Raw genomic sequence first — 19981 nt, forward strand, 5'->3', positions numbered from 1 at the left:
AGCGGCGGCTGGTGTATCCGGCCGAGTGTCCTCGGCACCGGAACCGCCCACCGCGTCACGTTGTGACGGGTGGGCGGTCGTGGTTCGCGTCTATTGGTTGTAACCGAAGATCGCGTTCCAGGCCCGCTGGTCGGTGGTGGCGTTGCTGATGGACTCGGCGGGGGTGATGCGATGCACCTTGGGGTCGGTGAAATCGGGCAGTTGAACGCCGCGCACATTGGGCGCGGCGACGTCGGTGCGGACCGAATACTCACCGATATCGGCGAAGACTTGCTGGCCACGTTTGGAGAGGTTCCAGTTGAGGAACAGTTTCGCGGCAGCGGTATTGGTTGCTGTTGAGGCGACGCCGGTGTAGTAGTCGTATGCGGTGACGCCTTCGGCCGGGACGACGAAATTCACTGGCGCGTTCGCGTTGTTCGCGATATTGACGGCGCTGACGACAACGGTGCCCACGTCGACCTGTCCGCGGGCCAGCGCGTCGAGCTGAGCGCCGATCGAATCGAAAACCCTTGCCCCGGAAGCATATTGACGTAGGTAGTCGTCACCGAGCACCTCGCGCTGGAATCGGGTCAGCGCGAGGGCGCTGCCGCCAGCGCCGGCTTGGGCGATTCCCCGCTTGTTAGACCACTGGTCGCCCAGTAGTGATCGCCAACTGGTCGGCGCCGCATCGGCGCGGACCAGCGCGGTGTTATAGCCGAAGGTGTAGATGGGGTCGAACGTGCGATAGTAACTGCCGCCGTCGAAGATGACGTCGTCGTGCAAATTCGTCGCCGTCGTTGCGCGGTAGGGCTGGAAGACGCCCCGCTCGGCGAGGCCGTGCACGAATCCGGCATCGGAGATGCGCACGATGTCGGCCTTGAGTTTGCCAGCGCCGTGTTCGGCGACGATTCGCTCGTAGAGGCGGTTGGGTGTGAGCCGGATTTGTTTGACCTGGATGCCGGTGTCGGCTTCGAATTGGTGCAGGAGTGTGGCTTCGCTGGCTTGGGTGTAGCCACTGTAGAGGGTGAGCTTGCCCTCGGCTCTGGCCTGTGCCCACAGGTTCTTGTCGGCGATTTGCTCGCCGTTGATGATCAGAGCGTCGTCTCGCTGGATACTCTGGGCCGGTGCGGCCAATGGCGGGCCTGCCGGGGGTGGTGCACAGGCGGTGAGGCCGGCCACGAGGAGGGCGCCCAGGCCGATCACGATCTTCTTCATCAGACGGTTTCCTTGGATCCGAGTCGGCGCGACAGCATCGCGAGGGTGGCGATGACGACGCAATACAGCAGGCTGAGCTCGGCCGCGGCTTGGAAGGAGCCGTTGTCGTAGGCGTCGAAGATCGCGATCGACAGCAATCGGGTGTCGGAGGTGAACAAGAACAGCGCCGCGGTGAGTTCTCGCATGGACAGCATCAGCAACAGCAGGAAGGTCGAGGACAGTCCGACCCGCAGTAGTGGTGCGGTGACGAAGCTGATCGCACGGTGTCGACGGGCGCCGAGCATGACGGCGCTGTCTTCGAGGTCCTTGTCGAGCTGGATGATCGAGGCCGACACGCCGCGGTATCCCTGGGGGATGAAGACCGCGACGAAGGCGATGATCAGCACGGCGAGGGTGCCGTAGACCGGTACCGGCATGGCCAGCCAGGTCCACAGCAGTCCGAGTCCGAGCACGATGGCGGGTACGGCCAGCGGGAGCATCGCGAGGTATTCGAGTAGCTTGCGGCCGGGTGCGTTGGTGCGATACCGGGTGTAGGCGAGGGCGAAGCAGAGTGTGGTTCCGATCGCGGCCGTCGCGATGCCGACGGTGACGCTGTTGAGCACGACGTGGTGAAAATCGGGACTCTTCAGTGTCTGTCCCATGCCCCAGAACGACAGCGCGCCGGGGCGGCCCAACTGCGCGAGGTCAGCGACGTAGGGACTTGTCTGCAAGCTGGCGAGGATGAGCGCGAGCACCGGTAGGGCCACCGCCAGTGCGAAGTACACCCAGGCGAAGATGGCGCCGGGGATGCGCCAGCCGCGCAGCGGCACCTTGCGGGCTCGCACACCTTTGCCGGTGACAGTGGTGTACTGCTTGCCGCGCATCGCCCGTTGTTGAAATGCGACCACCGCGACGAGGAGCACCGTGAGGACGACAGCGACGGCGGCCGCGTCGTTGGAGCGCGCGGGCGAGGCGTTCATCAGCCGGAAGATCATCGTCGGCAGGGTGTCGATACCGCCTGCTACACCGATGACCTGCGCGACCGGAAAGTTCTCCACCGACAGGGCGAATACCAGGATGCCCGAGCCGACGACGGCAGGCATGACCAGCGGGAAAGTGACCTTGCTCAGCATCTGGGTCAGCTTGGCCCCGTGCAGGCTGGCCGCGTCCTCGAGATCGGGGTTCATCAGCGACAGCGCCGAGTGCACCATGAGAAACGGGTACGGCGCATAGTAGAGGCCGAGGACGAAGATCATTCCGCCGAAGCTGTAGATATTGATCGCATTCGGCAGGCCGATGCTGTTCAAAGCCAGATTGAGGTAGCCGGTGGCCGGCCCCGCCAGCAGTACCCACGCCAGCGAGCCGACGAGTGCGGGCAGGAACAGCGGAGCGATTCCGATGCCGTAGATGAGTTTGCGGCCCGGGATGTCGGTGCGGGCGGCCAAGAAGGCGAGTGTGCAACCGATCACCAGCGCCAGCAGTGATGCGCCGATGCCGACCGCGGCCGAACTCAGCATTGCCGACCGTGCCGTCGCGGAACCGAGCACACGGAAATTGTCCAGGGTGAAGTCGCCGAAGTCGAACAGCGAGGTGCGTTCGGACTTGTCGGTGAACGCGCCCATGACGATGAAGAACATCGGGCACAACACAATGAGCGCCAGCAGGGCCAGTTGCAGCAGCACCGGGAACCAGCGACGCAGCCCGGGCCGCCGATAGTGGGGCGCTGCGGTTTTCGCCTCGACCTGTTCGGAGTGCGGGTGATCGGTCGTCGTCACCGCGTGGAGGGTTTGCTCACTCATGCTGGCACCGCTGTCGTCTCGACGCGGTCGTCGCGCAGGATTTGGGCCCCGCCGGGGACGGCGGCGACCCTTGCGCGCTCGCCGATTCCCAGCACCCGACTCGAGTGGCCGGTGGCGATGGCTTCTACTTCGGGTCCATCGTCCAGTGTCACCCGGTAGCGGATCGAGGCGCCCTGATAACTGGCGACTTCGACGCGGCCGCTCCAGAACTGTCCGGTCGGTGTGCTCTCGTCTGCCGCCGTGACCAGCAGATCCTCCGGGCGCAGGCAGACAATGATCGGGCCGGCCTCGGCTGGTGTGGCGTCCACCCGGACCGCGATGGACGGGTAGTCGGTGAGCTGCACCGCGCCGCGTTGTCCGGTGCTGGGTGTGCAGCGGAAGATATTGCCGACGCCGAGGAAGTCCGCGATCGATGCGCAGGTCGGCTTGGTGTAGATCTCCTCCGGGGTACCGATCTGCACGATGCGCCCCTGCTGCATCAGTGCGATGCGATCGGCCAGGGCGAACGCCTCGACTTGGTCATGGGTGACGTAGACGGTGGTCAGTCCGAGTCGCAGTTGCAGCTCACGCAATTCCATCCGGAGGCGTTCACGCAGTCGGGCGTCGAGGTTCGACAGCGGCTCGTCGAGCAGTAACACGCTCGGTCGCATGACCAGGCTTCGCGCGAGCGCAACCCGCTGCATCTGCCCGCCGCTGAGCAGGCTGGCGCCGCGGTCGGCCTGTTCCCGCAGACCAACCAGATCCAACGCCTCGAGCACGCGTGTGCGGATCTCCTGCTTTCCGACCTTCTGCATCTTCAACGAGAACGCGACATTCTCGAAGACGGTGCGGTGCGGCCAAACCGCGTACGACTGGAACACCATCCCGACATTGCGCCGGTGCGGCGGAACGGCGCGGCCTTTCGCCGAGTCGTAGACGACGCGATCCCCGATGGCGATGCGTCCGGCGTCGGGGGTTTCGAGGCCTGCGATGCAGCGCATCGCACTGGTCTTACCGCATCCGGATTGCCCGAGTAGCACCAGTGATTCGCCGTCGGCGATGTCGAGGTCGAGGTCGCGCACCACGGTGTTACCGGCATAGGAGAGGGTCAGGTTGTCGATCGTGACTTTCATGTGTTTCCTTCATCCTGGACATCGATGTCCATGAGTTCGCCGACCATTCGCCCGGGGGTGATGGATCTGCCCGGGCAATGCGGGCGGTCTGGGGCCGATTGTCGTCGACCACCTCGTCGAGCTGTGGTGATTCGGCAGTTCACATCGGAATTCCCGGCGGCTCGCCGGAGCGTGACCGTCATGCGGATCCGGCCAGGACCGCTGGCGGCGTGACGAAGAGCTCTGCAGTAGCGATGCGCCGCGCGGCTCGGTGCAAGGTGACGGATTCCAGGCCTGCCTCCGGTGTCGCGGCGATGTCGAGGTGCAGGACACCGGCCGCGGTGCCAAGTCGCAGGGACCCGGGCCACCCGGTGCGGGCATTGTCGGCGACAACGCTGCCGGGCACGGTCACCGCGGCCGCCACCGCAACAGCCGAGGTGAGCCCGATCGCGGGGTGCGGTGCGAGCATGGAGACCATCCGGACCGAAATGTCGTATTCCTCGGCGCTGATATCCAGCCCCGCACTGGTGCGGTAGTCGCGTGGTGGGCCGACGATGCCGACCTTCGGGATCGCGTGCGAAACGGGAGCCCCGGCTCGGCTGAGCCCCATCCGCAGCGCGGATTCTCCGCGTAGCGCGATGAGCAGGGGTACGTGCTCGGCGATCACCTGGTTGTCCTCGGCGCCGGTCAGTCCCAGGTCGGCGGCATCGAGCAGCGCGGCGGGAGCACCGGCACTCACCAGGGTGGCTCGGTAGTTGTTGTCACCGACCGTGACCCGGTCCCACGCCGCACCGGTCGGCAGCAGTGATCGGTCGTCGGCGGCCAAATCGGTGAAGGTCAGCGAGACCGGGACGCCGAGTGCGCTGGTGCCTGGGACCGCAGCAGTGCCCTCGGCGGGGACGATCCCACCCGGGGTGGCGATCTCCGCGGTGAGGATCGCTCCGGTGTTCTCATTGCGCATGCGCACCGTCGTGGTCTCGGCGTCGACCGGGACGAGCCCTGCTTGCAGCGCGTACAGACCGATCGCTGTCGCGCAGTTTCCGCAGTTGCTGCCCCATTCGACTCGCCGGTCCCCGATCGCCACCTGGGCGAACAGGTAGTCGATGTCGATGCCGCGCGTGTTGGAGCGCCGGACGATCGCGGCCTTCGATGTGGTGGAACTGCCGCCGCCCACACCGTCGAGTTGGCGGGGGTCGCCGGAACCGAAGGCCGATGTCAGGATCGCGTCCACCCCGCCCGCCGGAACAATCAAGGGGTCTACATCCACCGCGTTGAAGAGCCAGCATTTGCTGGTCCCCCCACGCATCCAGGTCCCGCGGAGTGTGAACACCGGTCCGGCCGCCTTTCGCTCGTGAAGAGGATTTGTGAAGCACCGCACAGTCCGAACTCGTTCGTGGGCTGGGTCACGGTGACAGGGACAAGCGTGCGCGATCAGAGGCTGGAGTACAATTTCGAAAACATCGATGAGGCTTAACTTCTACTAAACACTGGAGCCGCGCCGTGCTCGATACTCGTCGCCTGTTGCTATTGATCGAGGTGGTGCGCGCAGGCTCCATCACGGCCGCCGCGGCCAGACTCAGCTACACCACCTCGGCGGTCTCCCAGCAAATCGCCAAGCTCGAGAACGAGGCCGGTCAACCACTGCTGGAACGGCATGCGCGCGGAATCCGGTTGACCGAGGCAGGGGCAACGCTGGCCCGCCGCGCCGAGCGCATCGAGACTCAACTGCTTGCCGCGCGCAGAGAACTCGACGACATCGCCGGACTCCGCTCGGGCACCGTGCGGATCGGAACATTTCCCACGGCCGGATCCAGCCTGTTGCCGTCGGTGGTCAAACTGTTCAAGGCTCGTCATCCCGCCGTGGCGTTGACCGTGCGCAGCTCCCGGTTCGCGCAATTGCGCGCCATGCTCGATACGCGTGAGGTCGAACTGTCGCTGCTCTGGGACTATGCGTGGGATCGCGTCGACGATGATGAGCTCGCGGTGCATGAACTCCTCATCGATCCACCGACACTGGTCGTATCGGTCAACCATCGCTTCGCGGATCGGAAATCGATCGCGATGCGCGAACTCGCCGACGAGCAATGGATTATTCGTGCGGACCAGCATCCGGTCGGGCTTGCCCTGGAAAGGGCTTGCAACGCAGCAGGATTCAGCCCTGTCGTCGCATTCGCGGCCAACGATTATCAGGAAGCACAGGCGATGGTGGCGGTCGACCTCGGCGTTTCGCTGGCACCCCGACTGGCGCTGTCGAATCTGCGAGAAGACGTCCGCGTGATTCCGTTGACCGACGGAGCCCCGTCCCGGCGAGTTCTGCTGGCGCACTTGGCCGAACAGCGTCTCACCCCCGCTGCCAACACGCTCCTCGCGACGTTCGAGGAAGTCGCCAAGGACTTTGTCGAACGATCCCTCGCGGGCCGTCGCTACCAGCGCATTCCACGGAGGTCATCTGTCTCCACTTGATCGATTCGGGTTGTCGGGGCGGATTCCGCCGAAGATTCTGGTTGCGCGGGATGTCTTGGAGGAGTGCAAGTTTCGCAAGTTCGCCTCCCTTTGCGCCGCTGACACCAAATAGCACGTCACGCTTGCGTAGGTCGGTGAGGATTTCCGGCTTCGGCCATGTTTCGGGCGAATCAGTCGAACTTGGTCGTGGTCAAGACGACCTGCCGCTCGGTGACGGCTGCCGCGGCGCCGGGATGCACGATGTCCCTGTGGCAGGCGTAGTGGTGGCTGTCAGATCGGAGAGAAGTCGTAGGGCGGATTCGGAGGGTGAGCCTGGTTCGGCGTTGAACACGGCCACACGTTGTCCCTCGTCGTTCGGGAGGGTCATGAACTCGGTCATGAGTGCCATGGTGCCCACGGTGGGATGGTGGTAGGTGCGGGTGTTACCGCCGCAGTCTCCGACCGTGTGTGCGGCCCACAGTTTCGCGAATTCGGCGCTTCCGAGGGTTAGTTCGCCGATCAGGTTGCTCAGAGCGGGGGCACCGGGGTGCTGACCGGCGATGAGCCGCAGGTCGGCGACGGTAGAACGGGCCTTGCGGGGCCAGTCGTCATAGAGTTCACGCGTGTGGGGGTCGAGGAACATCATGCGACCGATGTTGGGGCGGTCGTAGGCGCGGTTCGGCGCATCGAAGTCGAGGTGGCCTGCCAGTAGAGCGTGCGCCATCGGATTCCATGCAAGAACGTCGAGGAAACGTCCCATGACCAGGGCGGGCACCTCCCCGAACGACTCGATCATGAGCCGTACTCCCGGCCGCACCAGTTCGGGCTTGACGGTACGGCGGCGAGTTTTCGGCTTCGGTCGGGCCAGGGAATACAGGTGCGCACGCTCGGCCTCGTCCAACCGCAGCACGCGGGCGACAGCATCGAGCACGGCGTCCGAGGCATTGGGGCTTTGTCCCTGTTCGAGACGGGTGTAGTAGCCAGCGCTCACCCCGGCCAGCTGTGCAAGCTCCTCTCGTCGCAGGCCAGGCACCCGTCGCCGTCCGCCGTAGGCGGGAAGTCCGGCCTCGTCCGGCTGGAGCCGTGCCCGCCGCGATCGCAGGAACTCACCCAGCTCCGTGCTTGTGCTCATGTGTACCAGTGTCGCGGTTCCGCGGGCGCCGAACCTATACCTGCCAGATGTACCCAGCACAGGTGTACATCCACCAGCGATCTGGGTCCGGGATGCCAATCGTTGCAGGCTGGTTTCCGACAGACCAGCCACGACCTGGATCAGACGAAGAGGACACGCAATGAAGATTCTTGTGATCGGTGCGACGGGGACGATCGGCAGCGCTGTCGCCGATGCCTTGGCGGTGCGCCATGAGGTCGTGCGTGCCTCACGCCGTGGACCGGTGCGGGTGGACATGGCAGATACCGCGACGATCGACGCCTTGTTCGCGGAAGTGGGAGAGGTGGACGCGGTGGTGTGCTGTGCCGCGAGCGGCGGCTTGACACCTCTGGATACCCTGTCGGACAAGGAATTTTGGAGCGGTCTCGACGGAAAACTCGTCGGGCAGGTGAACTTGGTCCGGCGAGCGCTCGCTCACGTACGGGACGGCGGATCGGTGACGCTCACCAGCGGCCGGTTCGCAGAGCCCGTCCCGGGAAGTTCGCTCGGCTATCTGGTCAATGCGGGCTTGGAGGCGTTCGTGCACGCTGCGGCGACCGAGATGCCGCGTGGCGTTCGCCTGAATACGGTCAGCCCCGGTTGGGTGCGCGAAACCCTGCTCAGCCTGGGCATGGATGCGGCTGACGGTGCTCCGGTCGCCGATGTCGCCCAGGTATATCTGGATGCCGTGGAAGGCGCCGCCCACGGTCGTACGCTATTTGTGAGCATGCCCTGACCGCACCTGCCTCTCGACCGCGGGCCCACCCGACCTCGAGGCAGGGGACTTCACGAGCCCACCCGTGCGCCCAGCCGGGGCAGAAGAGGGTGTCGTGGACCCGTAGCGGTCGGCCGAGCCGGGCCAGCTCAGCGTCGATGTCGACCTCGATCGCGCCGAAGAAGTTGATGTTCTCGCTGTGCGCCGGGGAGATGGGCGGTCTCACCACGACCATCCCCTTTCTCGATGCCTCCTTCACACGCTCGTGTGCCCTTCGGCTTGCGCGCCATCCCCGAAATCGACGCGGCCATCGATGAGATGACCCGGGTTCGCCGCTAGTTGCTGCGGTGGACGCTCGAACTCGCCATCGCATTCCACGGCACCGGCGACAGGCCGAGCGTGAGGCGCATCACTCACCCCCAGATTGCATATACCCCCGGGAGGTATTAATTTCGTTGGTGTAGAACAAAGCAAGATCGGAAAGGCCGAAGCGATGACCACGCACACTCACACCAATCTCCATGGCACACACGGCGATAACACCACCCACGCCCAGCCTGCTGCGCACGCGGGTCATACCGGACACGGCAACCACGAAGGGCATGACGCCCACGCCGGACACGGAGACCATGCCGCGCACGGCGGACTTCCAGGAGGCCTGCAGATCACCCAGGACGGCTACACCCTCGCGCTGACCAAGTCGATTGTTGCTGCGGGCGAGATCGACTTCCGGTTCCGGATCCTGGGACCGGACGGCGAGCCGGTCACCGACTACACCGCAATCCATGACCGCGAACTGCACCTGATCGTGGCGCGGCGGGAACTGACCGGATTCTGGCACGTACACCCCGAACTCACCGCGGACGGCGTGTGGACGGTGAAGCTGAATCTGCCGGAGGCCGGTGCGTACCGCGTGTTCACCGATATCGCCCCACGCGCACTCGGTAACACCATCACCCTCGGTGCGGATTTGGCCGTCGCTGGCACGTATGAACCGCGCCCCACTCCGGCGGCCGCGCGCATCGCGCTGGTGGACGGCTACGAGGTAGTCCTCGACGGTGACCTCGTGCCCGGCGAGGGCCGCCTGCTCACCCTGACCGTGCACAAGGACGGTGCCCCGGTCACCGATCTGCAGCCCTACCTGGCCGCCTACGGACATCTGGTGATTCTGCGGGCGGGCGATCTGGCCTACGTCCACGTCCACCCGAACGGCGAACCCGGCGACGGGATTACCGCACCCGGCCCGGACGTCACCTTCCACACCGCCGTTCCCGGCCCTGGAACCTACCGCCTGTTCCTCGACTTCAAGCACGGTGATGCTGTCCGCACCGCCGCATTCACCCTGCCCACAGTCTGAAAACCACTGAGCGAGTGGATGTTCCGCTTACTCGCGAGCATCTGGAAAGAAATACGAGATGTGCGAATGCCACTGTCCCAGCACCCGCGACCCTCCCCACCCATTTCCAGGATGTGATTCCGATGCGTTCGGCGCCCATGCTCAACTCACTATTGCGCAACCACGACTACCTGCGACTGTTCACCGCCCAGGTCTCCGGTCTGTTCGGCACCGGATTGACCACTGTCGCACTGGGATTGCTCGCCTACGAACTCGCCGGTGGTGCGGCCGCCGCGGTCCTCGGCACCGCGCTCACCATCAAGATGCTGGTCTACGTCACGGTCGCGCCGATCGTTGCTGCGTATGCCGACCGCTTCCCCCGCCGCAGCTTCCTGACCTTGCTGCATCTCGTACGTGCCGCGGTCGTGCTGGCGCTTCCGTTCATCGATCAGGTCTGGCACATCTACGTGCTGATCGCTGTCCTCCAAACCGCTTCCGCCGCATACACTCCCACCTACCAAGCGGTCATCCCCGACATCCTGCCCGACGAACGCGAATACACTCGCGCGCTATCGGCCGCGCAACTGGCCGCCACCATGGAAACACTGCTCAGCCCCATGCTTGCCGCCGCCGCATTGACGGTCATGAGTTTCCACTGGCTGTTCGTCGGAACCGCCATCGGATTCGCCGTCTCGGCCGCGCTGGTCGTCACCGCCAAGGTCCCGAACCCGACCATTACCAGCGACGAATCGTTCCGCGAACGCATCACCGTCGGCATGCGTATCTTCGCCGCTACCCCGCGGCTGCGCGGCCTGCTCGGCCTGAACATGGTGGTAGCCGCCGCCGGATCGGTGATCATGGTCAACACCGTCAACTACGTCCGCGACACCCTCGGCGGCACCCAGGCAGGAGTCGCTATGCTGTTGGCCGCCAATGGCTTCGGCACCATGCTCGTCGCGCTGTCCCTGCCCCGAGTGCTCGACCGCACCGGCGCTCGCCCGGTGATGCTCACCGGCGCGGCCACCCTGCTCACCGGACTGGGCGCCGCCATCGCCCTGTCACTCACCGACACCGGTGACTGGCGCTGGGCTGCGGCCACCACGGTATGGGCCATCATCGGCGCGGGCACCGCCGCCATCCTGACACCCACCGGACAGGTCCTGCGCCGCTCGTCACAGGCCGCGGACCGGCCCGCCATCTTCGCAGCCCAATTCTCACTGTCACACCTGGCCTGGCTGCTCACCTACCCGGTCACCGGATGGCTCACCACCACAGCGGGATTCACCACCACCTGGGTGACACTGGCCGTATTCGCCACAGCGGGAATCACAGTGGCCCTCCGGATGTGGCCACGCAAGGATCCGGAAATGATCACCCACCTGCACGCGGTCGGCACCATCGCCCCGGAACGGCTGGGTCACGCCGAACTGGTGAACGAGCGGTTCTACCGCCACACTCACCCTTACGTCATCGACTCCGACCACCGGCGATGGCCGACCCGAACCCAACACGGGCTCGAAACCGCCACCGCAGCCTGAAGATCAAATCCGGTCGAGCCGAAACCACCAGGCGGGCAACCGGTTCCGGGTGCCCGCCTCCGAACATCCGGCGGGTGTCACCGCGGTTAGGGTGAGCGCGACGCGCCCGCCGATCGGCTCCTCGCCGGAACCATTCGCGCGACGGGCGCGGATCCGGGGGCGCTGTCGGAGTCGCCGCTGGTGGCGCGGGGCGGCAATGGCGGCTTGGTATTCCAGTTCTGCGGGCTGCGAAGTCAGGCCCGAGGGTGCTCGCCCCCGGGCGCGCAGGGGTCTTCCCTCGGCACTGTCATCGGTGTTGCTGCCGTGAATTGGCTGGCGCATTGACGGTAGCTGGGCTACCGGGGTGGCACCGACACCGAACTTTGCGGAGGCGTTCAACAACCACTACGCGAGTAACCGCGTGGCAGCGCACCCTCCGGCATCGGTGCGCCAATGGGTCTCCGTGCCGCGCAGCATCGGATCGACCTTCGACCGAAAAACATCGACTTGAAACTGACGTCGAGTTCATATTAGATGGCAGTAATCGAGTTGTGGGGCACCATCTCTCCGGATTTCAGCCGCAGAGCGTCGGTGGAGCCCCGAGAGGAGCCGGTGATGAGCGGGCGGCAGGCGGAGAATCCGGAATTCGCACAAATCGTGCAGGCTGTCGTCCTCAGCATGCCTGCGGCGCGACATCTGGGGTTCTCGTTCAGCCGGGTGAATCGGGGCGAGGTGGAGATCGTACAGCCATATCGCACGGAGTTGACCGAGCACAACGGCAACTTCCAGGGCGGCGTGATCGGGTCGCTTGCAGACTTCGCCGGTGGATCCGCGGCGGGCACGCTACTTCCGGTCGGATGGGTGAACATGACGCTCGACTACACGGTCAAACTTCTCGCACCGGCGCGAGGCGAGCATCTAGTGGCCCGCGGACGCGTCGTGAAGCCCGGCAAGGCGATCACCGTCGCGGCCGCCGACGTCTACGGCGTCGATCAGGGTATCGAAACATTGTGCGCGACAGCGTTGGTCACGATGCGAAATATAGACCTGCGCACCGAACGGAATAAGCCCCCGGTTTCCGCCGCAAGTCACCGGGATGCCTGATACCGAGGCTTGACTCGCCGGGTTCTCTGTATTTCGGCGTACGAATCCGTCGTGGATTTGATCGGACGGCTGTGGCCGAATCGAACGGCTGCGGGATCCGGTATCAAGCCGCACCTGGTGTCGGCTTGTCCAGCCGTTCCCGGCATTGCTCGCGCAGTGCGCTCATCGTCGCCCCGCTCAGCGCGCGGCCAGCCGGAGATTGGAGCAACCGCGGGAGCCGGGTGTGGAATTCTTTCGAGCGCAGCCCGAACCGTACGAACGCCTCGTCGTCGTCGTTACCGCCGTAAGGTGCCCACTCGGTAGCGAATTCCAGCATGCCGACCTCGAATCGACTCATTGCTATAGAGGCTGTTTGAGAAGGTTTGATCAGTTCCAGGCGGCGTCACGGTCCTGCACGTAGGCGGGGGTGACCACGACCGATATCAGTAGGCCAAGGGTGTCGGTGATGATATGGCGTTTGCGGCCGTTGACTTTCTTGTAGTGGTCGAATCCGCTGGTGTCGCGGCTCACGACGCCTTCGGCGGACTTGTGCACCGACTGCGAGTCGATGCACCACACGCTCGGATAAAGCGTTGCGTCCCAACGCGATACAGAGGTCGCCGCGCAGCCTGTCGACCAGGTCGCCGGTCGCGCCGTCGTCGGTCCAGCGCCGCATCAGCGCGTAGACGGTCTGCCAGGGCCCGCCATTTGATGCCATTGTCGACCAGGTAGAAGTCGCGTCGACGATCGCGCGGCGGTGGTGTTTCTCCGGCCTGCCGCCCAGTGCTAGCGGCGCCGGCAGTAGTGGGGCCAGCGCGGCCCATTCGGTATCGGTGGTGTCGGATGGGTAGCGGCGGGTGCGGTCACCGCAGCCGCAGGTGCAGCCAGCACCCGGCGTCCGGCGCGCCGGATCGGCAAGGTTCAATGACATCGCGGTTTGTTGTAGTCGTGAGCGTAGGCAACTCAGCGCTATAGGCAACCTGCCGCCAATGCTGCCGCAACACACCGAAACATGTTGCTGCCGATAAATTCTCGCTGCATCAGCGAGCACGAGCCCGGCCTGGTGAGCGTCACGGGCCGACAGCCGGTCGATACCTCTATCACATGCCCGAGCAGACTTATAGTTTTCATAGACGTCGAGACTTTCGCGTCGTTTTCCGAAGTCTGATGGTTTGCCGGTACGCGAGCAGACGGAAGGTGGTCATGGGTCGGGTCGAGGTGCCGGGTCCAGAGCCTGATTGGGAACCGGCAGGGCAATATCATGGCGGGAAGCGGAACCCGGCAAGCCAGTACAGCCTGTGGCAATGGGTTGTGGGAGGTTTCCGCCTGGCGGGGGGTTTGCCGGCATCGTTGGAATCGCTCGCGGCGCGGTTGCGACTCGATGTCGAGCACAGCTGGGAGGATCCAGGACCGGTCGACGTCGCGTTGTTTCGTGTCGGCGCTGCCGCGATTGCTCTGAGCGCCAAGTCGAACAGTCCAGAGGCCGATACATTGGTCTGGGTCGCCAGCTCCGTCGAGAACATCGATGAGGTAGTGGATTCTCTCCTGAGAGCTCTCGGCCTGGCGCATGCAGTGCTCGACACCTATTCCGGCACCAGACCCGGGTATGCCGATGACCATTCGCAGGACTGAAAAATTGCTCGTCCATGCTGGTAGGCGCTGATAGCCTCTGTGCGCATGGGGGTTTCGGTCTTCTATGACATCTTGTTGCCGCGGGAGAGCATCGCGCGTGCCCTCCGGTTTCTCGCGGAGCGCGCACCGCGGCCGGACCGAGGGCTGACGACGGTTGCCCTGCCCAACGGTGAGCAGCTGGTGTTGCCATTCTCCACCGAGTGGGATGAAGCGCAACGCTTTGTCGACTGCGCCGGGGAGAAGGACTTGTATCTGTGGCTCGACCTGAAGGTTGACATCGATGACGAGGTCGCACAACAACTCCGGGTCTTCGAACCGCACACATACGTCACTGAGATCGATGGAAAGTTCTATCGATACAAAGACGACCTGAGTGAGGACGACTTCAACGACATGGCGTGTTTCGATGAAGAGCAACTACGCGACCATGGCGTACTCGTTTCGACGGGCACGACCGAAGTAGGTGTCAACCTATTCGTCTCGTTCACCGCCGAGCTGGATCCGAACTACGCCCAGCTGCATATCAGCTCGTGGACCCGCACAACCCACAGCTTGTTCTACTCGTCACCGTCCTTCGAACAATTGTTCACCGATCTTGTGGCCGCCGTCGAAGCGGTGTGCTGGGTACAAGGCACCGATCTCGACAATGACCTGATTGTCAATTCGCTGCACGGTAAACCCGTGCCGGGCCTCGAAATACCGGGCGAGAAGGCGGTAACCCTGGACGAACTAGCAGCGGCAGTAGCCGGGGCACAGTCCGATGCTTCGTAACCCAAGACGCACACCGCGTTGGGATGGGGCGAGTAGAAATCGCAGCGGTTTCGTCGACGGAGGGTGCGGGTGAAAGATTCAGCGTTCCAAGCGATCAAGGACGCGATCGCGGCGTCGATCAGGTGGATCATCGGCGGAAATCGGGAAGAACACGAGCGGGCACGCTTCATGCGAGCGCTGGACGCCGTGAGCCGTGAGGCCGCGGAGGGCGGGTCCCCCTACGCAATGGTCAGCTGGGGTGGCACCTTGGCCGCGCGTGGTCAGACCGACGATGCGAAGTCGTGGTACCGCAAAGCCGCCGACACCGGCTACGCCGCTGGGATGTACATGCTGGGCAGATTGCACCTCTCGCTCGGCGAGACCGAACAAGCCGAGTTCTGGTTCCGCAGAGCCGCTGTCACCGGCAACCCCATGCTTGACGCCGCCGCCGCTGGTCACCCCGGTGCGATGTACGAGCTCGGCCTGATGCTCATCAAGCGTGGTGATACCGGCGAAGCCGAACTGTGGTTCCGCAAATCAGCTGATAGCGGCATCCCCGAAGCGATGTACCAGCTCGGCGAATTGTCCCTCGAGAGACGGAAGAAAAGGGAAGCCGAATCCTGGTTCCGAAAGGCAGCAGAGATCGGCGACCCCGGCGCCATGGTCAAACTGGGTATCTTACTCTTCGCCCGCGGTAAATCCGAAGAGGCGCAGTCCTGGACGCAGAAAGCCACCGGTACGATCTTCGACAGGTACAGGTAGCTGCGCCTGCTTGACATCATGCCAGGCATCTCGTCCCGTCTGATCCCAAGAGCATGACTCTGTCGGTTGTAGTCGTGAGCGCAGGCACTCAGCGATATCAGCAACCCGCAGCCAATGCTGCCGCAACACGCCGAAACATGTTGCTGCCGGCAATTCCCACTGCATCAGCGAGCACGAGCACAGCCTGGTGTGCGTCACGGGCCGACAACCGGTCGATACCTCTATCACAAGCCCGAGCAGACCTTCTCAAACAGCCTCTATAGACCTTCGATCCGGGGCAGCCAAGTGACCACATGCGTGTAGATTTCCTCGAATCCGCTATCTCCCAAGCCTTCTCGACGAGCATGTCGATCCGCTCGGCAGCGGTGGTGCCCGCCAATGGCGGAATCGCACGCACCATGTCGTGCGCACGTGCCAGCAGATGCCCGATCGGCGGGCGTCGCAGCACCCTGGACGAGCCACCGGCGTCGGTGACGCGATAGGTGAGATCGGGCGTCCCAGGCCGATCCGCTGAAAGTGCAGGGGCGCTGCGTATTCGGTGCCGATGCGGGCGAACCATCGAGCTATCGCGTCGGCGTCCACAGCGGCACCGATCCATAGACGCCCGTCTACGCTGGAGGTAGTTGTGCGAACCGGGTGCGGGTTCAGCCATGTCTCCACAATGGTCAGCGGTCGCTACCGCAGCGGGGCACCCAGCGCACCTGCCGCCGCAGCTGGTTCTTCAGGATCTTGCCACCGGCATTGCGCGGCAGGACTTCGGTGATGACGTCGCGTACTGCGGAACTTTGAAGTCGGCGAGGTGTTGTCGGCAGTGCGCGAGCACGGCGGCAATATCGATCGGACGATCGTCGGAGAACAGGACCGCGCCGACCTTCTCGCCCATCACATCGTCGGGGATGCCGAGCACCGCCGCATCCACAATGCCGGGAGCCGACAGCAGCACCCCCTCGCCCTCCGCGCGGGAATCGGTGCGAAAGTTCCGCTCTCACGTTTCGGCGCCCCGCCTGCGAGGCCGCCCCGCCGAGATCAACCCGCGGCGCGTGTCCGAGCAGAAGTGGCGGCTTCCGCCGCCTCCTGGAAGTCGATGATGGCCCCGCCGTAGTTCCTCGCCCAGTTCGTCAGGACCTCGATCGGCTCGACGAGGGTTCGGCCGAGGTCGGTGAGGCTGTACTCGACTCGCCGTGGCGCTTCGGCATGGCGTTCGACCAGACCGTACCGCTGGAGCCGACGCAGCGTCTGGGTGAGGACCTTGCGCGAGATGCCGCCGATGAGGTCGACGAGCTCACCGTGCCTGCGCGGCTGATGGCTGAGACCGAAGAGCACGAGCACGGCCCATTTGTCGGAGATGATCTCGACCGCCAGGCGCGTGGGGCAGTCGGCCAGGAAGGCAGGTCCAGCCGCGTTCTGCATGAAAATCAAAGGTACCAGGAGGTAACTCACGCCTCCGTAACGTCTTCCGCGAGCAACGAAAACAGCACCAGATGCGGAGGAGTCACCATGCCACGAGTCGTCGTGTTCAACGAGTTCGGCGGGCCGGATGTCATGCACATCGTCGAGGAACCGGTCGTCGAGCCGGTAGTCGGCGAGGTACGGGTCAGGATCGAAGCGTTTGCGGTCAATCCGCTCGACCAGATGATGCGTTCCGGCACCTCGCCCGCAACCGTCCCCCTGCCACACGCTCGCCTCGGCGTCGAAGGAACCGGCGTCGTTGATGCGCTGGGCCCGGAGATCACCGGGCTGAAGGTCGGAGATCCGGTCATCCTCACGGCCATTCCGGACGCGAGCGTCAGGGGCAGCTATGCCGAATACACCACAGTCCCCGCGGACCGGGTCCTCGCCCGGCCAGCCGGGCTCGCAATCACCGAGGCGGCGGCGATCTGGGTCGCGTACTCCACCGCCTACGGCGCGCTCGTCGAGAAGGCGAGGATGCGGCCCGGCGACCACGTCCTCATCACTGCCGCGTCCGGCAGCGTCGGCCGCGCGGCGATCCAGATCGCCAATCAGATCGGCGCCGTGCCCATCGCCATCACTCGGCACTCTGCAAACACGGACGACCTGCTCGCCGCAGGCGCCGCCGCGGTCATCGCCACCGACCATGTAGACGTCGTCGAAGCCGTCCGCCACCACACCGGCGGTACCGGCGCCGACATCGTCCTCGACGTTGTCATGGGCCCCGGCCAACAGGACCTCGTGAAGGCGGCCCGCCCCGGCGGAACACTGGTCGCCGCAGGCTTTCTGGACCCACGGCCCACACCCTTCCCGACAAGCACGCCGCTCACGATCTTCAGCTACCGGAGCTTCGAGCACACCCTCGACACCGTCGTGGTGAAGCGCATGGCGGCCTTCCTGAACGCCGGTGTACGCCTCGGTGCGCTACGGCCCGCGATCGACAAGGTTTTCGCCCTCGACGACGTCGTCGACGCACACCGCCACCTCGAGAAGGGGCTTCACGCTGGCAAGATCGTCGTTACGGTCTAGCAGCGGACCGAACACGGAAGGGACACAGGCGTTTTCGGCTGATCTCGCCGTAGGGCCTACTCCGACACAGCCGCACGAAAGTTTCAATTCCGGTGGGGCAGCGGCGTGGACATGACTCGATTGGCGACGGCCTTCACCGAATCCGGCAGGATGTGGCCGACCGTCGCCATCGCCTTGGTTCTCATGGAAGCCGCGGCTACCTTCTGCTTGTCGCTCAGCAGGGCGTCGACACCTTGGCGAGCCACATCGGCAGGGTCGTCCTTGGGGCCGCGACCAATCGCGGTGCCGAGCATTTTGGCGCGGCGGAAGAAGTCGGTGTCCGTCGGTCCCGGCATCAGCGCCGTCACCGTGACTCCCGTGTCACGAACTTCCTCACGCAATGCCTCGGCGAAGGACTGCACAAAGGATTTCGACGCGTTGTACACCGCCTGCCGAGCGCCCGGCATCAACGACGCGATCGAGGAGGTGAACAACAGTCCACCGGTATCGCGGCGCACCATATCGCCGAGGACGAGCTTGGCCAGATGCACCGTGGAACGCACGTTGAGGTCGATGATGGCGAACTCGTCATCGAGATCGGTATCGGCGAACGCGCCACCGCGCCCGACTCCGGCATTGAGGGCGACCACATCGAGCGGCCGCTCGCCCTCGGTCGCCGCCGAGTACAGCTGCCGCACGCCCTCGTACGTCCGTAGGTCCACCTGTACCGCGCGCACCTGCACTCCGGGGCGGCGCACGATATCCGCCGCTATCTCTATGGCGGTGTCCTCGGCGGCGATCACCACGTCGTAGTCGCGCTCTGCGAACTGTTTGGCCAGTTCCAGGCCGATTCCGCTGGACGCTCCGGTAACCAGGGCAAGGGGACGCGTATCAGTCATACCGTCCGCATACCCGCCACAAGCGACTCAATCAGCGCTGCAGCCCTCGCCCACAGGTGGGATTTTCATCGGCAATGTTTTTGGTAGGGCTTGCGGGGTAGACGCCGGTCATCCGAGTGTGACGACGACCATCGAGGAGCGCGATGTTCATTCATAACAAGGATCTGCAGTTCGAGGTACGGGTGGATCGGCCGGATCCGCGGTTCGCGACGCTGCTGCAGGAGCAGTTCGGCGGCGCCAATGGTGAGCTCAAGGCGGCGATGCAGTATTTCAGTCAGGCGTTCGTGCTGCGTCGGAAAAATCCGAAGATGTACGACTTGTTCATGGATATCGCCACCGAGGAGTTCAGCCACCTCGAGATCGTCGGCTCCATGATCACGATGCTGCTGGACGGGCTCAACGATGATCTGAAGCAGGCGAACGAGCGGTGCGACTGGATGCCGGTGATCGCCGACTCGGCCGGGCGCGAGCAGGCCATTCACCAGGTCGCGGCGAACCCTCTGTATTTCGCGCTCACCGGCGGCGGACCCGATGTCAGTAATTCCACGGGCGTGCCATGGCAAGGGTCCTACGTCAATTCCAATGGGGAACCGTCGGTAGATCTGCGCAGCAATCTCGCTGCGGAGTCTCGGGCGAAAATCGTCTACGAATATCTCAAGCAGTTCACCGACGATCCAGGCGTACAGGACACATTGTCGTTCCTGATGACGCGAGAGGTCGCGCATTTCCAGCAGTTCACCGCTGCCTTGAACGAGTTGCCGGTGAACTTCCCTCCCGGAGCACTGCCCGGTGACGATCGTTTCCAGAATGTCGCGTTCAACATGTCGAATGGTGCGCAAAGCGCTCGCGGTCCGTGGAACGAGGGACAGGGGCCGTGGCCGCAAGGCATGCAGTGGCGGTACGTCGACGACCCGGCCACCGAATGGCTCGGCTCAGATGACCGGTCGAACCACGGTGCCCAAGACAATCCGCAGGGCGAACCCGCAGTGCACGGCACCAAGCCGTTCACCCACGAACAACACATGCCGGGCTGAGCCCACACCGCAGGTGAATCGTTGGACGCCTTCGCGGCTGCTGCGGCAGACTCGCGTTGGGCATCCTCTGGCGCGAGCTGGCCAAGCGCGCCGAGGCACAGGCGGCGCTGATGGGGCGAGCCGACAGAAAGCTGTGAGTCT

At 64.5% G+C, this 19981-nt stretch carries 19 protein-coding genes and 2 pseudogenes; 10 read left to right on the plus strand and 11 right to left on the minus strand.

All coding sequences use genetic code 11. The annotated features are described in order from the left end of the window. Positions 1 to 90: 90 nt before the first annotated feature. The 4 genes from NA5_RS31720 to NA5_RS31735 all read right to left on the minus strand — a co-directional run bounded on the left by NA5_RS31720 (position 91) and on the right by NA5_RS31735 (position 5369). Positions 91 to 1194 carry an ABC transporter substrate-binding protein gene (locus NA5_RS31720; protein ID WP_062992698.1) on the minus strand — a complete coding sequence of 368 codons (1104 nt, stop codon included), beginning with the start codon at positions 1192 to 1194 and terminating at the stop codon, positions 91 to 93. Next, positions 1194 to 2972 (minus strand): ABC transporter permease, encoded by a 1779-nt coding sequence (locus NA5_RS31725; protein WP_169811392.1) that lies wholly within the window; start codon positions 2970 to 2972, stop codon positions 1194 to 1196. The genes NA5_RS31720 and NA5_RS31725 overlap by 1 nt, the downstream gene beginning before the upstream one ends. Then, positions 2969 to 4084 (minus strand): ABC transporter ATP-binding protein, encoded by a 1116-nt coding sequence (locus tag NA5_RS31730; RefSeq protein WP_062992699.1) that lies wholly within the window; start codon positions 4082 to 4084, stop codon positions 2969 to 2971. Before NA5_RS31730 ends, NA5_RS31725 begins: the two co-directional genes overlap by 4 nt. A gap of 178 nt (positions 4085 to 4262) precedes the next feature. Then, on the minus strand, positions 4263 to 5369 hold the full coding sequence (locus NA5_RS31735; RefSeq protein ID WP_174555295.1) for a PrpF domain-containing protein: 1107 nt from the start codon (positions 5367 to 5369) through the stop codon (positions 4263 to 4265). A 194-nt stretch (positions 5370 to 5563) separates the two neighbouring features. On the opposite strand from NA5_RS31735, the gene NA5_RS31740 reads away from it, so the two are divergent. After that, a complete protein-coding gene (locus NA5_RS31740) occupies positions 5564 to 6526 on the plus strand; it encodes a LysR family transcriptional regulator (RefSeq protein ID WP_084484574.1) in 963 nt (320 codons plus the stop codon). 190 nt (positions 6527 to 6716) lie between these two features. Here NA5_RS31740 and NA5_RS31745 read toward each other — a convergent pair whose 3' ends face one another. Further along, entirely contained in the window at positions 6717 to 7637 is a 921-nt protein-coding gene (locus NA5_RS31745; RefSeq protein ID WP_062992700.1) for a helix-turn-helix transcriptional regulator, read from the minus strand. A gap of 160 nt (positions 7638 to 7797) precedes the next feature. Here NA5_RS31745 and NA5_RS31750 point away from each other — a divergent pair, with 160 nt between their 5' ends. The 4 genes from NA5_RS31750 (at position 7798) to NA5_RS31770 (ending at position 12327) form a co-directional block, all read left to right on the plus strand. Beyond that, positions 7798 to 8391 carry a short chain dehydrogenase gene (locus NA5_RS31750; protein WP_062992701.1) on the plus strand — a complete coding sequence of 198 codons (594 nt, stop codon included), beginning with the start codon at positions 7798 to 7800 and terminating at the stop codon, positions 8389 to 8391. A 472-nt stretch (positions 8392 to 8863) separates the two neighbouring features. After that, positions 8864 to 9727, plus strand: a complete 864-nt coding sequence (locus tag NA5_RS31755; protein WP_062992702.1) for a DUF8832 domain-containing protein — start codon at positions 8864 to 8866, stop codon at positions 9725 to 9727. A 137-nt stretch (positions 9728 to 9864) separates the two neighbouring features. Next, the gene (locus tag NA5_RS31760) at positions 9865 to 11244 is read left to right on the plus strand and encodes an MFS transporter (RefSeq protein WP_062992703.1); all 1380 of its coding nucleotides are present in this window, start codon (positions 9865 to 9867) and stop codon (positions 11242 to 11244) included. Between the two features lie 594 nt (positions 11245 to 11838). Next, positions 11839 to 12327, plus strand: a complete 489-nt coding sequence (locus NA5_RS31770) for a PaaI family thioesterase (protein WP_062992725.1) — start codon at positions 11839 to 11841, stop codon at positions 12325 to 12327. Positions 12328 to 12430: 103 nt separating this feature from the next. Here the strand turns inward: NA5_RS31770 and NA5_RS31775 are convergent, their stop codons facing one another. The 3 genes and pseudogenes from NA5_RS31775 to NA5_RS43340 all read right to left on the minus strand — a co-directional run. Further along, positions 12431 to 12664, minus strand: a complete 234-nt coding sequence (locus NA5_RS31775) for a DUF3263 domain-containing protein (RefSeq protein WP_062992705.1) — start codon at positions 12662 to 12664, stop codon at positions 12431 to 12433. A gap of 29 nt (positions 12665 to 12693) precedes the next feature. Further along, complete coding sequence (locus NA5_RS42565; RefSeq protein WP_062992706.1) at positions 12694 to 12885, minus strand: transposase; 192 nt, start codon at positions 12883 to 12885, stop codon at positions 12694 to 12696. A gap of 79 nt (positions 12886 to 12964) precedes the next feature. Beyond that, positions 12965 to 13237, minus strand: a pseudogene (locus NA5_RS43340) (transposase); the annotation flags it as partial. Positions 13238 to 13509: 272 nt separating this feature from the next. Here NA5_RS43340 and NA5_RS31785 point away from each other — a divergent pair. From NA5_RS31785 to NA5_RS31795, 3 genes are all read left to right on the plus strand, one after another. Next, complete coding sequence (locus NA5_RS31785) at positions 13510 to 13938, plus strand: hypothetical protein (RefSeq protein WP_157110745.1); 429 nt, start codon at positions 13510 to 13512, stop codon at positions 13936 to 13938. Positions 13939 to 13983: 45 nt separating this feature from the next. After that, positions 13984 to 14709 (plus strand): hypothetical protein, encoded by a 726-nt coding sequence (locus NA5_RS31790; protein WP_062992708.1) that lies wholly within the window; start codon positions 13984 to 13986, stop codon positions 14707 to 14709. Between the two features lie 69 nt (positions 14710 to 14778). Continuing rightward, on the plus strand, positions 14779 to 15450 hold the full coding sequence (locus NA5_RS31795; protein ID WP_062992709.1) for a tetratricopeptide repeat protein: 672 nt from the start codon (positions 14779 to 14781) through the stop codon (positions 15448 to 15450). Between the two features lie 665 nt (positions 15451 to 16115). Here the strand turns inward: NA5_RS31795 and NA5_RS31805 are convergent. Both NA5_RS31805 and NA5_RS31810 read right to left on the minus strand, forming a co-directional pair. Beyond that, positions 16116 to 16414, minus strand: a pseudogene (locus NA5_RS31805) (AMP-binding enzyme); the annotation flags it as partial. 62 nt (positions 16415 to 16476) lie between these two features. Further along, a complete protein-coding gene (locus NA5_RS31810; protein ID WP_062992726.1) occupies positions 16477 to 16860 on the minus strand; it encodes a winged helix-turn-helix transcriptional regulator in 384 nt (127 codons plus the stop codon). Between the two features lie 87 nt (positions 16861 to 16947). Here NA5_RS31810 and NA5_RS31815 point away from each other — a divergent pair, with 87 nt between their 5' ends. Further along, on the plus strand, positions 16948 to 17928 hold the full coding sequence (locus NA5_RS31815; RefSeq protein ID WP_062992712.1) for a zinc-dependent alcohol dehydrogenase family protein: 981 nt from the start codon (positions 16948 to 16950) through the stop codon (positions 17926 to 17928). 83 nt (positions 17929 to 18011) lie between these two features. On the opposite strand, the gene NA5_RS31820 is transcribed toward NA5_RS31815, so the two are convergent. Further along, a complete protein-coding gene (locus tag NA5_RS31820) occupies positions 18012 to 18806 on the minus strand; it encodes an SDR family NAD(P)-dependent oxidoreductase (RefSeq protein WP_062992713.1) in 795 nt (264 codons plus the stop codon). 143 nt (positions 18807 to 18949) lie between these two features. Here NA5_RS31820 and NA5_RS31825 point away from each other — a divergent pair, with 143 nt between their 5' ends. Continuing rightward, positions 18950 to 19840 carry a manganese catalase family protein gene (locus NA5_RS31825; RefSeq protein WP_062992714.1) on the plus strand — a complete coding sequence of 297 codons (891 nt, stop codon included), beginning with the start codon at positions 18950 to 18952 and terminating at the stop codon, positions 19838 to 19840. Positions 19841 to 19981 lie beyond the last annotated feature (141 nt).

The organism is Nocardia anaemiae NBRC 100462, assembly GCF_001612725.1.
GTDB classification, from domain to species: Bacteria; Actinomycetota; Actinomycetes; order Mycobacteriales; family Mycobacteriaceae; genus Nocardia; species Nocardia anaemiae.

What these genes read in the sequence shown, in the direction of transcription:
- NA5_RS31755 (WP_062992702.1), top strand. Translation starts at nt 8,864, where the DNA reads ATGACCACGCACACTCACACCAATCTCCATGGCACACACGGCGATAAC.
- NA5_RS31770 (WP_062992725.1), top strand. Translation starts at nt 11,839, where the DNA reads ATGAGCGGGCGGCAGGCGGAGAATCCGGAATTCGCACAAATCGTGCAG.
- NA5_RS31815 (WP_062992712.1), top strand. Translation starts at nt 16,948, where the DNA reads ATGCCACGAGTCGTCGTGTTCAACGAGTTCGGCGGGCCGGATGTCATG.
- NA5_RS31730 (WP_062992699.1), bottom strand. Translation starts at nt 4,084, where the DNA reads ATGAAAGTCACGATCGACAACCTGACCCTCTCCTATGCCGGTAACACC.
- NA5_RS31760 (WP_062992703.1), top strand. Translation starts at nt 9,865, where the DNA reads ATGCTCAACTCACTATTGCGCAACCACGACTACCTGCGACTGTTCACC.
- NA5_RS31750 (WP_062992701.1), top strand. Translation starts at nt 7,798, where the DNA reads ATGAAGATTCTTGTGATCGGTGCGACGGGGACGATCGGCAGCGCTGTC.
- NA5_RS31820 (WP_062992713.1), bottom strand. Translation starts at nt 18,806, where the DNA reads ATGACTGATACGCGTCCCCTTGCCCTGGTTACCGGAGCGTCCAGCGGA.
- NA5_RS31810 (WP_062992726.1), bottom strand. Translation starts at nt 16,860, where the DNA reads ATGCAGAACGCGGCTGGACCTGCCTTCCTGGCCGACTGCCCCACGCGC.
- NA5_RS31735 (WP_174555295.1), bottom strand. Translation starts at nt 5,369, where the DNA reads ATGCGTGGGGGGACCAGCAAATGCTGGCTCTTCAACGCGGTGGATGTA.
- NA5_RS31725 (WP_169811392.1), bottom strand. Translation starts at nt 2,972, where the DNA reads ATGAGTGAGCAAACCCTCCACGCGGTGACGACGACCGATCACCCGCAC.
- NA5_RS31720 (WP_062992698.1), bottom strand. Translation starts at nt 1,194, where the DNA reads ATGAAGAAGATCGTGATCGGCCTGGGCGCCCTCCTCGTGGCCGGCCTC.
- NA5_RS31790 (WP_062992708.1), top strand. Translation starts at nt 13,984, where the DNA reads ATGGGGGTTTCGGTCTTCTATGACATCTTGTTGCCGCGGGAGAGCATC.
- NA5_RS31785 (WP_157110745.1), top strand. Translation starts at nt 13,510, where the DNA reads ATGGGTCGGGTCGAGGTGCCGGGTCCAGAGCCTGATTGGGAACCGGCA.
- NA5_RS31745 (WP_062992700.1), bottom strand. Translation starts at nt 7,637, where the DNA reads ATGAGCACAAGCACGGAGCTGGGTGAGTTCCTGCGATCGCGGCGGGCA.
- NA5_RS31825 (WP_062992714.1), top strand. Translation starts at nt 18,950, where the DNA reads ATGTTCATTCATAACAAGGATCTGCAGTTCGAGGTACGGGTGGATCGG.
- NA5_RS31775 (WP_062992705.1), bottom strand. Translation starts at nt 12,664, where the DNA reads ATGAGTCGATTCGAGGTCGGCATGCTGGAATTCGCTACCGAGTGGGCA.